Here is a 12,046-nt window from a genome sequence, read left to right on the forward strand (position 1 = left end):
CGCAGCACCGCGCCGCGCGCGGCGTGGCCGTCGGCGTGGGCGGGCGCGACGGCGAGCAGGCGGTCATAGGCGGCCAGGGCGGTGTCGAGGTCGCTGAAGGCGGTCTCGAGATTGGCCAGGTTGAAGAGGGCGGCGGCAAAGCCGGGGCGGGCGGCCAGGGCCTGGTCGAACACCGCGCGGGCCTCGTCCGGCCGGTTCAGCGCGCCCAGCACCACGCCGAGATTGGACAGCAGGTCCGGGTTGCCGGGGCTGAGGGCCAGGGCGCGGGCGTAGGTGGCCTCGGCCTCGTCGTAGCGCTTGGCCGCCTTCTGCACGTTGCCGAGGTTCTGCAGGGCGGGGCCGCAGGTCGGGTCGAGGGCCAGGGCCTGGCGGCAGGCGTGCTCGGCCTCGGCGAGCTGGCCCTGCAGCCACAGGGCGTTGGCCAGGTTGGACCAGGCCGTGGCGGTCGGCTTCCTGGCCAGGGCGGCGCGGATCAGGCGGACGGAGCCGGCGAGATCGCCGCGCTGCTGGGCCACCACGCCCAGATAGTGGGCGGCGTCGTCGAGCTGCGGATCGGCGGCCAGGGCGGCGCGGTAGAGATGCTCGGCCTTGGCCAGGTCGCCGCCGCGATGGGCGGCCAGGCCGTCCTGGAGCAGGGCGACGGGTTGGGGGCGAGGCATGGGCGCGGTCCGGCTGACGATCTTCCGCCGCTTGTGGCCGGTGAAGTTTGCTTCGCGATTGCCGGTCGGTGGCGGTTTGTGGGCGAGGGCGGGACCTTGATTGTGTCGCGCCGTCGAAGGCTGTAATCTTGATCCGTCGCGAAAATGACGGCCTGTCCCCAGGCCGTCGCCTGCATCCTGGCCCAGCGTTTCGCGCGGCCAGGCCAGCGTCTCCCCACCAACCGCCTGATCACAGGCATTCGCTGCGTCGGCGCCCGTGCGCGCTGTCGGCAAGCGGCAGGAGCGCAACCATGCCCATCCCCGTAACGATCATCGGCGCCGGTCTCGGCGGCCTCACCCTCGCCCGCGTCCTGCATCTCCACGGCGTTCCGGCGACGATCTACGAAGCCGAGATTTCCGGGAGCGCCAGGACGCAGGGCGGGTTGCTCGACATCCACCCGTACAACGGCCAGGTCGCGCTCAGGGCCGCAGGGCTTTTCGAGGCCTTCCTGCGCCTGGTTCGTCCCGGCGAAGACGCCAAGCGCATCGTCGGGCCGGACGGGACCATCCTGTTCGACAAGCCCGGCAGCCATAGAGGGGATCGTCCGGAAATCGACCGCGGCGATCTTCGCCGGATGCTGATCGACTCCCTTCCGCCTCAGGCGATCCAATGGGGTCGAAAGGTCGCCGCCATCGAACCCCGAGGAGACGGGCGCCACGAGATCCGTTTCGCCGACGGCTCTACCGCGTTGGCCGGCCTGCTGGTGGGCGCGGACGGCGCCTGGTCGAAGGTTCGCCCGCTGCTGTCGGACGCGACGCCCGGCTATACGGGGACCTCGTTCATCGAAACCACGGTGCTGGAGGGCGACACGCGGCTGAAGGCCAGCGCCGAGGCGATCGGCGAGGGCACCCTGATGGCCGTGGCGCCGGGCAAGGGCGTTCTGGCGCACCGCTATGCGGATGGGACGCTTCGCACCTACGCCGCCCTGAACAGGCCGCAGGCTTGGTTCGACGCCCTGGATCTCAGCGACGCGGGAACCGGCCTTGCCAAGGTCGCCGAGCAGTTCGCGGGCTGGGCGCCGCAACTCACCGCCCTGATCACCCAGAGCGACACGCGCCCTATTCTGCGGCCGATCTTCGCGCTTCCGGTCGGCCATGGCTGGAAGCGCGCGCCGGGCCTGACCCTGGTGGGGGATGCGGCGCATCTGATGTCCCCGTTCGCGGGGGAGGGGGCGAACCTCGCCCTGCTCGACGGCGCCGAGCTCGCCCAGGCGATCATCGCCTCACCGGGCGATATCGAGGCCGCGCTCGCCGCGTATGAGAGCAGGCTGTTTCCCCGAAGCGCCGAGGTCGCCGCCGAGACCGCCCGCAACCACGAGCGGTTCTTCGGCGCTGACGCCCCTCAGAGCGTGGTTGCGCTCTTCGATCGTGAGTGAGGGATGGACCTAAGCCGTCCGCCGCTCCGCCGCCAACAGGTCGCGGAAATAGCCGATGGTCCGCGACAGCCCTTCGTCCAGCGCCGTCGATGGCTCCCAGCCCAGCGCGGTCTTGGCCTGGGTGATGTCGGGCTGGCGCTGGCGGGGGTCGTCGCTGGGCATGGGGCGGTGGACGAGGCGGCTGGTCGAGCCGGCGAGGGCGATGACGCGCTCGGCCAGGTCGCGGATGGTGATCTCGTGCGGATTGCCGACGTTGATCGGGCCGGTGACGGCGTCGTCGGTCGCCATCAGGCGGATCATGGCGGCGATCAGGTCGTCGACATAGCAGAAGCTGCGGGTCTGGGCGCCCTCGCCATAGAGGGTGATGTCCTCGCCGCGCAGGGCCTGGAGCACGAAGTTGCTGACCACCCGGCCGTCGTCGACGTCCATGCGCGGGCCGTAGGTGTTGAAGATGCGCATGACCTTGATCGAGAGACCGTGCTGGCGACGGTAGTCGAAGAACAGCGTCTCGGCGCAGCGCTTGCCCTCGTCGTAGCAGCTGCGCGGGCCGATCGGATTGACCCGGCCCCAGTAGCCCTCGACCTGCGGGTGGACCTCGGGGTCGCCATAGACCTCGCTGGTCGAGGCCTGGAGGATCCTTGCCTTGGTGCGCTTGGCCAGGCCCAGCATGTTGATCGCGCCGATGACGCTGGTCTTGGTCGTCTGGACGGGGTCGTGCTGGTAGTGCCGCGGGCTGGCCGGGCAGGCGAGATTGTAGATCTCGTCGACCTCGACATAGAGCGGGAAGGTGACGTCGTGGCGCAGCAGCTCGAAGCGCGGGTGGCCCAGCAGGTGGGCGATGTTGGCGCGCCGGCCGGTGAAGAAGTTGTCGACGCACAGCACCTCTTGCCCCCGCGCCAGCAGGGCCTCGCAGAGGTGCGAGCCGAGGAAGCCGGCCCCGCCGGTGACCAGGACGCGCTGGCTCATGACTGCTGGTCCCAGAGGCGGTTGTCGGCCGGGATCGGGCGATGGGCGTGGCGGCGGGCCAGGCGTTCGCGCCACCAGCCGCGATGGTCCTCGACGCTGAGCATGTCGAAGGCGTCGTGGGTCTGGGCCGCGCCGATCTCCAGATAGGCGTCGAGATTGGCGAGGTCGGGAACGGGCAGGCGGTCCTCGCGCAGATCGCGCCACATGCCGGCGTAGAGGTCTTCCAGGGCGGAGACGAGGCCGGGGGTGTCAAAGAGGACGCTGTCGTCGCGCAGGGTAAGGATCCGGGCCTTCAGCCGCGCCAGGCGGTCGGCGTCGAGGCCGAGCTCGACGGCCGTGTCGACGAAGGCGTCGGGCGTGTCGCAGACCAGTTCGGGCAGGCCCGCCGCGCGCAGGATGCTGCCGCAGACGCGAGCGGCGAAGCTGCGGCCGGCCAGGGTGACGATCGGCACGCCCATCCACAGGGCGTCCGACGCCGTGGTGTGGGCGCCGTAGGGCAGGGCGTCCAGGAACACGTCGGCCAGGACGTAGCGGGCCAGGTGCTCGGGATTGGCCATCTTGTCGGCGAAGACCAGGCGCTCGGGCGACAGGCCGCGCTCGGCGGCCTTGGCCCTCAGGCGGGCGTGCGAGTCCTCCGAGCCGCTGAGCAGCCAGAGCACCGAGTTCTCCACGCGCTCCAGCACCGTGAACCAGCGGTCCAGGGTGAAGGGGGTGATCTTCTGCATGCCGTTGAAGCTGCAATAGACGACGGCGTCGTCGGGCAGGCCGGCCTCGCGCCGCGCGGGCGGGAAGGGCGAGACGCGGCGCTTGCGGTCGTTGGGCTGGTAGCAGGGCAGCCGCAGGACCTTTTCCGAATAGAACGCCTCGTCGCCGGGCGGGATGATGAAGTCGTCGGCGACGATGTAGTGGTGGTAGGGGCTGCCGGTCGTGCCGGGGAAGCCCAGCCAGTTGACGATCACCGGGGCGGGCCGCATGGCCAGCAGCCGGGTGCGGCCGTCGCGGGTGTAGCCGTTGACGTCGATCAGGATCTGGATCCCGTCCTGGGCGATGCGGCGGGCGGCCGTGGCGTCGTCCATGCGGTTGACAGCCACCCAGTGGTCGACGTCGGCCATGATCCGCTTCTGCAGCGGGTCGGTCAGTTCGGGGCCGCAGTAATAGGCGAAGACCTCGACCTTGGACCGGTCGTGCAGGCCGTAGATCTCGGCGGTCAGGTGGCCGATGGCGTGGTGGCGCAGGTCCGACGACAGGTAGCCGATGCGCAGGGGCTGGTCGTCGCCGCGCGAGAGGGCGACCGACAGGTCCATCAGTTCGGAAGGCGCGCCGACGTCGAGGCGGTTGTAGTTCCAGGCCGCCGCCAGCTGGGTCATCGGGTCGTCGGCGTAGGCGGCCAGAGACAGCGGCGACATGCCGGTCATCAGGGCCTGGGCGTCCATCCGCTCCCAGGGGTCGATGATCGGCCACTCGACCTGGCGCTGGCGCAGGGCCAGCAGGTGTTGGATCGCCTCGCGCTGGCGCGGGTCGAGATCCAGGCTCTGGCGCAGCATGGCCTCGGCGGGCTGGTCCTGGTTGGCGCCTTCCAGCACCCGGGCGGTCTGGTTGAGGGCCGTGGTCTTGTGGGCGATCGACTGGCCGTTGACGGGCGCGAGCCTGTCGGTGGCGGCGGTCCATTGCAGCACGGCGAGATTGGCCGCGCCCATCCGCTCATAGACCCGGCCGAGGTTGATGTAGGTCGGGATGAAGTCGGGATTGACCACCACGGCCCGTTCCAGCTGCGAGCGGGCGCCGGCCAGGTCGCCGCTGTCGGTCAGGACGACGGCGAAGTTGAACAGCACCGCATAGAGCAGGGGATTGTCGCCGTTGGCGGCGATCCAGACCTGGTAGATCGCCACGGCCGCGGCGGGGCCGCGCTCGCGGCGCGTGGTCTCGGCGACGTTGATCAGCTCGACGACGCTCAAGGACGCGATCGGGGGAGCAACGGCTGGGGCGGCGGAATCCGGCATCGGGATGGGGGCTCTAGTATTGGGCGGCGGTCACGGCCGCGAGCTGGGCGACGCTGAGGGCGGCCAGCTGGGTGGCGGTCATGTAGGAGATCTGCTCGGCGTTGAGGGCCGAGATCTGGTTGGTCGTCAGGCTGGCCAGGAAGGTCGTTCCGAGCGCGGCGATCTGGGTCGTCGTGAGGCCCGAGATCTGGGTGTAGGTCAGGGCCGACATGTCGGTGGCCGACAGGTTGTCGAGCTGCACCGTGGTCAGGGCCGCGACCTGGGTCGAGGTCAGAGCGGCGAACTGGGTGGCGCTGAGCGCCTGCAGTTCGGTCACCGCCAGGTTCGAGATCTGGGTCGTGCTCAGCGAGGCCAGCTGCGTGGTGGTCAGGGCCGCGACCTGGGTGGTGGTCAGGGCGCGCAGCTGCATGCGCACCAGGGCGCCCAGCTGGGTGGTGCTGAGGGCGGCGATGGCCGTGGTGGTCAGCTCGCCGATGTCGGTCACCGTCAGGGCGCCGATCTGGGTGGTGGTCAGGCCCGCCAGCTGGGTGATGGTCAGGGCCGCGATCTGGGTCTCGGTGAAGCCGGTGACCGCCGTCGCCGACAGGGCGCCGATCTGGGTCGAGCTGAGGGCCGAGACCTGGGTGGTGGTCAGGCGCGCCACCTCGTCGGCGGTCAGGCCCGAGATTCCGGCCAGCGACAGGGCGGCGATCTGGCTGGTGGTCAGGGATTCCAGGTGGGCGGCGGTCAGGGCCTGCACGCCGGTGGCCGACAGGCCGCTGAACTGGGTGGTGGTCAGCTCGGCGATCTGCTCGGACGACATGGCGTCGATCTGGCCGGCGCTCAGCGCGCCCATCTGGGTGGCCGTCAGCCCGTCGATCTGGGTGGTGCTGAGCGAGGCGACCTGGGTGGCGGTCAGGGCGGCGATGGCGCTGGTCGACAGGGCCGAGACCTGGGTCGAGGACAGGTCGTCGATCTGGGTGACGCTCAGCGACGAGGCCCCCGCGGCGCCAAGGCCCGCCAGTTGGGTGGTGGTCAGGCTGGCCAGTTGGGCGGCGGTCAGCGAGGCGACGTCCTCGCCTTCCATGGCCGAGACCTGGGTGGCGGTCAGGCCCGAAAGCTGGGTGGTGGTCAGGGCCGCGACCTGGGCCGTGGTCAGGGCCGCGACCTCGCTGGTCGACAGGGCGTGGACGAGCGTGCTGGTCAGGCCCGACAGCTGGGTGGTCGTCAGGGCGGCGACCTGGTCGCCCGTCAGGCCGGAAATGGCCGTGGTGCTGAGCGCCGCCAGCTGGGTCGAGGTCAGGGCGCCGATCTGGGTGGTGGTGAGGGCGGCGACCTCGGTGCTGGTCAGGCCCGCCATCTGGGTGGTGGTCAGCGACGCCACCTCGGTGGTCGTCAGGCCGACCAGCGAGTCGGGATTGAGCGCGGCGATCTGGGTCGCCGACAGCCGCCGCAGCTGGGTGGTGGTCAGGGCGCCCAGCTGGCTGGAGGTGAGGCCCGACAGCGCCGTGGTCGTCAGCGACGAGACCTGGGTGGTGGTCAGGGCCCCGAGCTGCGCCGCCGAGAAGGCCGCCATCTCGGTCTTGGTCAGGCCCGACAGCTGGGTGGTGGTCAGGGCGGCGACGCCGGTGGTGGTCAGCCCGGCGATCTGGTCGGTGGTCAGGGCCCCGATCTGGGTCGAGGTGAGACCGCGCATCTGGGTGGTGGTGAGCGCGGCGATCTCGGTGGTGGTCAGGGCGCTGATCAGCGTCGTCGACAGGCCCGAGATCTGGGTCGAGCTGAGCGCCGTCAGCTGGGTGGAGGTCAGGGCCGCCAGCTGGGTCGAGGACAGGCCGCTGAGCCCCGTGGCCGTCAGGGCCGAGACCTGGGCGGCGGTCAGGGCGCCGATCTGGTCGACCGACAGGCTGGCGATCTCGGTCGAGGTCAGGGCCGCGACCTGGGTCGTCGACAGGGCGGCGATGTCGGCCGTGCTGAAGGCCGACAGCTGGGTGGTGGTCAGGGACGCGATCTGGGTGGTCGACAGGCCCGCGATCTGGGTCGTGGTCAGGGCGGCGATCTGCTCGGTCGTCAGGGCGCCGATCTCGGTGGTGGTGAGGCCGGCGATCTGGGTCGAGGTCAGGGCCGCCAGCTGGCTGCTCGACAGCGCGCCCAGCTGGTCGTCGCTGAGGCCGGTCAGGGCGCTGGCCGTCAGGGCCGAGATCTGGGTGGTGGTGAAGGCCGCGATCTGGGTGGTCGTGAGCGACGCGATCTCGGTCGCGGTCAGCCCCTTCACCTGGGTGGTGGTCAGCGTCGAAATGTCGGTCGTGGTCAGGCCGGCCAGGGCCTCGGGATCGAGCGCCGCGATCTGGGTCGAGGTCAGGCGGTGCAGCTGGGTGGTCGACAGCGCCTCCACCTGGCCGGAGGTCAGGCCCGAGATCGCCGTCGTCGTCAGGGCGGCCACCTGGGTCGAGGTCAGGGCCTCGATCTGGCTGGTGGTCAGGGCCTCGGCCTCGGTGCTGGTCAGGCCCAGCAGCTGGGTGGTGCTCATGGCCGCCAGGCCGGTCGTGGTGATGGCGGCGATCTCGCTGGTGGTCAGGGCCCCGACCTGGGTCGAGGTGAGTCCGCGCAGCTGGGTGGTGGTCAGCGAGGCGATCTCGGTGGTCGTCAGGCCGGCGATCGCCGTGGTCGACAGGGCCGAGATCTGGGTCGAGTTGAAGGCCGCCAACTGCGTGGCGGTGAGGTTGGCCGCCTGGTTGGCCGTCAGGGCGCCCAGCTGCGTCGTGGTCAGCGCGCCCATCTGGCCGGTGGTCAGGGCCGACAGCTGGGTCGTCGTCAGGGCCGCCAGCTGCGTGGCGGTCAGGGCCTGGAGCTGGGTGGTGGTCAGGGCCGCCATCTCGGTGACCGTCAGGCCGCCGATCTGGGTGGTGGTCAGGGCCGCGACCTGGGTCGCCGTCAGGGTCGTCAGCTGGGTGGTGGTCAGCGAGGCGATCTGGGTGGCCGAGAGGCCGGCGATGCCGGTGGTGGAGAGGGCGCTGAGCTGGGTCGAGTTCAGCGCCGACAGCTGCTCGCCCGACAGCGACTCGATCTCGGTGACGGTCAGGGCGGCGAGCTGGGTGGTGTTGAGCGCCGCGAACTGGGTGGTGCTGAGGGCGGCCAGCTGGGTGGTGGCGAGGTTGGCGATCTCGGTCGCCGTCAGGCCCGAAAGCTGCGTCGTGGTCAGCGCGCCGATCTGGCTGGTGGTCAGCCCCGCCAGGGCGTCGGTCGACAGCGCGCCGATCTGGGTCGAGGTCAGGCCGGAAAGCTGGGTCGTGGTCAGGGCCGCGACCTGGTCCTCGGTCAGGCCGGCCAGGGCCGTCGCGGTCAGCACCGACAGCTGGGTCGAGGTCAGGGCCGCGATCTGGGTCCCGGTGTCCAGCGACTCGATCTGGGTGGCGGTCAGGCCCTTGATCTGGGTGGTGGTCAGCGACTGCAGGTCGGTGGCGTCGAGGCCGCCGATCTCGTCGGTGGTCAGGGCCGAGATCTGGGTGGTCGTCAGGCCAGCCAGCTGGGTGGTGGTCAGCGAGGCCATCTGGTCTTCGCTGAGCCCGGCGACGGCCGTGGCCGTCAGGGCGCCGATCTGGGTCGAGCTGAGGCTGGCCAGCTGGCCGGTGGTCAGGGCCTCCAGCTGCGTGGCCTTCAGGCCCTTCAGCTGGGTGGTGGTGAAGGCGGCCAGTTCGGTGGTCGTCAGGCCGGCCACGGCGTCGGCGCTGATCGCCCCGATCTGGGTCGAGGTCAGGGTCGCGACCTCGGTGGTCGTCAGCCCCGCCACCTGCTCGGCGGTCAGGGCGCCCATCTGGGTGGTGGTGAGGCCCTTGACCTGGGTGGTGGTCAGCGAGGCCAGCTGGGTGACGTCGAACTCGGCGATCTCGGTGGCCGTCAGGGCGCCGATCTGGGTCGAGGTCAGGCCTGCGATCTGGGTCGTGGTCAGGGCGTCGATCTGGGTCTCGGTGAAGCCCGTGATCGCCGTGGTGGTCAGCGCCTTCAGCTGGGTGGAGGTCATGGCCGCCAGCTGGGTCGTCGTCAGGGCGGCGACCTCGGTCTTGGTCAGGCCCGCCACCTGCGTGGTCGCCAGGGCGCCGATCTCGGTCGTGGTCAGGGCCCGGACCTGATCGGTGGTCAGCGCCCCGATCTGGGTGGTCGTCAGGCCCGCCAGCTGGGTGGTCGAGAGCGCCGCGATCTCGGTGGCGGTCAGCCCCTGGACCGCCGTCGTGGTCAGGGCCGCCAGCTGGGTCGAGGTCAGGGCCTTGACCTGGGTGGTGGTCAGCGCCGCGACCTCGGTCGAGGTCAGGCCCGCGATCGCCGTCGTCGTCAGGGCGGCCAGCTGGGTGGTGGTCAGGGAGGCCACCTGCTCGGTCGACAGGTTGGCGATCTGGGTCGCCGTCAGGCCGGCCAGCTGGGTCGCGGTCAGGCTGGAGATCGCCGTGGTCGACAGGCTCTCCAGCTGGGTGGTGGTGAGGCCGCGCAGCTGGGTCGAGGTCATGGCCGACAGCTGGGTGCTGGTCAGGGCCGAGACCTGCTCCTCGGTCAGGCCCGAAATGCCGGTCGAGGACAGGGCCGCGAACTGGGTGGTGCTGAGCGCCGCCAGCTGGGTTCCGCTGAGGGCGGCGATCTCGGTGGTGGTCAGCCCGGCCAGCTGGGTGGTCGTCAGGCTGGCCATCTGGGTGGCGCTCAGCGCCTCGACCTGGGTCGTCGACAGCTTGCTGATGTCGGTCGAGGTCAGGCCGCGCAGCTGGGTGGTGCTGAGGCTGGTGATCTGGGTGGCGGTCAGGCCGGCCAGGGCCGCGGTCGACAGGGCGCCGATCTGGGTCGAGTTCAGCGCGGCCAGCTGGGTCGTGGTCATGGCCGCGACCTGGTCGCTCGTCAGGCCGCCCAGCGCCGTGGTGGTCAGGGCCGCCGTCTGGGTCGAGGTCAGGGCCGCCAGCTGGGTGTCGGCGTCCAGCGCGGCGGCGGCCGTGGCGGTCAGACCCTTGACCTGGTTGGCGCTCAGCGAGGCCAGCACCGTCGCCGTCAGGGCGCTGACCTCGGTGGTGGTCAGGGCCGCGATCTGGGTCGAGGTGAGGCCCGCCGCCTGGGTCGTGGTCAGGGCGGCGATCTGGTCCTCGGTCAGGCCCGCCGTCGCGGTGGTGCTGAGCGCCGCCAGCTGCTTGGACGACAGGCTCGACACCTGCTCGACCGTCAGGGCCGCGGCCTCGCCCTTGGTCAGGCCCTTGAGCTGGGTGGTGGTGAAGGCGGCGACGACGGTGGTGGTCAGGTCGTCGATCTCGTCGACGCTGATGGCCGAGATCTGGGTGTAGGTGAGGGCGGCCCGCTGCGAGGTGGTCAGGCCGTTGATCTCGGTCGCCGACAGGGCGCCGATCTGGGTGGTGGTCAGCACCGCCACCTGCACGGCCGTCAGGCCCGACAGCTGGGTCTCGGTCAGGGCCGAGATCTCGGTGGTGCTGAGGCCCTTGATCTGGGTGACCGTCAGGGCCCCGATCTGGGTCTCGCTGAGGGCGGCGAACTGGGTGGCGTTCAGCGCCTGCAGCGAGGTGGTCGTCAGGCCGCGGATCTGGGTGGTGGTCAGCGACTGCAGCTGCTCGACCGTCAGGGCCTCGATCTGGGTGGTCTTCAGCGCCGCCAGCTCGGTCGAGGTGAAGCCGCGCAGCTGGGTGGTGGTCAGGGCCGAGATGAAGTCCTCGGACAGGCCCTTGACCTGGGTGGTGGTCAGGTTGCCGAGCTGGGTGGCGGTCAGGGCCGAGGCCTGCTCCGAGGTCAGCCCCGACAGGGCGGTCGCCGTCAGGCCCTTGATCTGGGTCTTCGACAGCTCGTCGATCTGGGTGACGCTGAGGGCGGCGATCTGCTCGGCGTCGAGGGCGGCGATCTCGGTGACCGTCATCCCGTCCATCTGGGTGATGGTCAGGGCCGCGACCTCGGTGGTGGTCAGGGCGTCGATCTGGGTGGTGGTCAGGGCCCCGACCTGGGTCGAGCTCAGGGCATTCAGCTGCTCGATGCTGAGGGCGACGATCTCGGTGACCGTCAGGCCGCGGATCTGCTTGGTGCTGAGCACGGCGATCTGGGTGGTGCTCAGCACCGCCAGCTGCTCGGTCGACAGGGCGCCAAGTTCGGTCGCGGTCAGGCCCTTGACCTGCGTCGTGGTCAGGGCGGCGATCGCGGTGGTGGTCAGGGCGCTGACCTGGGTGGTGGTCATCGCCCCGAGCTGGGTCGAGGTCAGGCCCGCCAACTGGGTGGTGGTCAGCGCCGAGATCTGCTCGGTCGTCAGGCCCTTGATCTGGGTGACCGTCAGGGCCGACAGCTGGGTCGGCGACAGCACCGCGAACTGGGCGCTGGTCAGTTCGCCGATCTCGGTGGCAGTGAAGCCCTTGATCTGCTGGGTGGTGAGGGCGGCGATCTCGTCGACGCCGAAGGCCTCGATCTGGTCGTCGATCAGCACCGACAGCTGGGCGGCGCTGAACGACATCTGCCCGACCGTCAGGGCCGAGATCTGGGTCGTGGTGAGCGCCGCGACCTGCTTGGTCGACAGATAGGTGATCTGGGTCGACGAGAGGGCCTGGATCTCTTCGACCGTGAAGGCCTGGATCTGGTCCGTCGACAGCGCCGCGATGTCGGTCTTGGTGAGCGCCGAGACCGCGGTGGTGGTCAGCGCCGAGATCTGGGCGGCGCTCAGGGAGGAGACGTAGGAGCTCACGGCCGGCGGCCTTGCCAGGCGTCGAACTTCGACCCTGTCGCGGTGGTGGTCTCCAGACCCAAAAGCCCCAGCTTCCAAGAACGACCGCGAGGGCGGCCAGCCTATGTGCTTGCGCACATGCTGGTGATTTCATGGGCGGGGTTTTGCTGAGGGACGTCGGCGGCGACACAAACCGCAACCTCTCGCGATACAAAGGCGCGCGGTGGTGGATAAGCGGGTGGCCCGAACCCCAATCCGTAAAATCCCCGCGAAAGCGGGGACCCCGGCTTTTTCTGAAACCCGCGGCGCTCGACGATAAAACACCTGGGTCCCCGCTTTCGCGGG

5 protein-coding genes are annotated in these 12,046 nt (G+C 70.5%); 1 reads left to right on the forward strand and 4 read right to left on the reverse strand.

Annotation, left to right across the window (positions count from 1 at the left end; genetic code table 11):
* Positions 1-659, reverse strand: a 659-nt coding sequence (locus DMC18_RS04950) for a tetratricopeptide repeat protein (RefSeq protein ID WP_146217977.1), incomplete at its 3' end; no start/stop codon positions are given.
* Positions 660-949: 290 nt separating this feature from the next.
* On the opposite strand from DMC18_RS04950, the gene DMC18_RS04955 reads away from it, so the two are divergent.
* Positions 950-2,074, forward strand: coding sequence for an NAD(P)/FAD-dependent oxidoreductase (locus tag DMC18_RS04955; protein ID WP_110132735.1), 1,125 nt, complete (start codon positions 950-952; stop codon positions 2,072-2,074).
* Positions 2,075-2,083: 9 nt separating this feature from the next.
* Here the strand turns inward: DMC18_RS04955 and DMC18_RS04960 are convergent, their stop codons facing one another.
* Genes DMC18_RS04960 through DMC18_RS04970 form a run of 3 tightly spaced genes read right to left on the reverse strand, consistent with a single transcriptional unit; the run spans position 2,084 to position 11,722 of the window.
* Positions 2,084-3,040, reverse strand: coding sequence for a UDP-glucuronic acid decarboxylase family protein (locus tag DMC18_RS04960; protein ID WP_110132736.1), 957 nt, complete (start codon positions 3,038-3,040; stop codon positions 2,084-2,086).
* Entirely contained in the window at positions 3,037-4,995 is a 1,959-nt protein-coding gene (locus DMC18_RS04965) for a glycosyl transferase (RefSeq protein WP_233248066.1), read from the reverse strand. The genes DMC18_RS04960 and DMC18_RS04965 overlap by 4 nt, the downstream gene beginning before the upstream one ends.
* A 58-nt stretch (positions 4,996-5,053) precedes the next feature.
* Positions 5,054-11,722 carry an ice nucleation protein gene (locus tag DMC18_RS04970; RefSeq protein WP_110132738.1) on the reverse strand — a complete coding sequence of 2,223 codons (6,669 nt, stop codon included), beginning with the start codon at positions 11,720-11,722 and terminating at the stop codon, positions 5,054-5,056.
* Positions 11,723-12,046 lie beyond the last annotated feature (324 nt).

The sequence above is a fragment of the Caulobacter sp. D5 genome, from assembly GCF_003185805.1.
GTDB lineage: Bacteria > Pseudomonadota > Alphaproteobacteria > Caulobacterales > Caulobacteraceae > Caulobacter.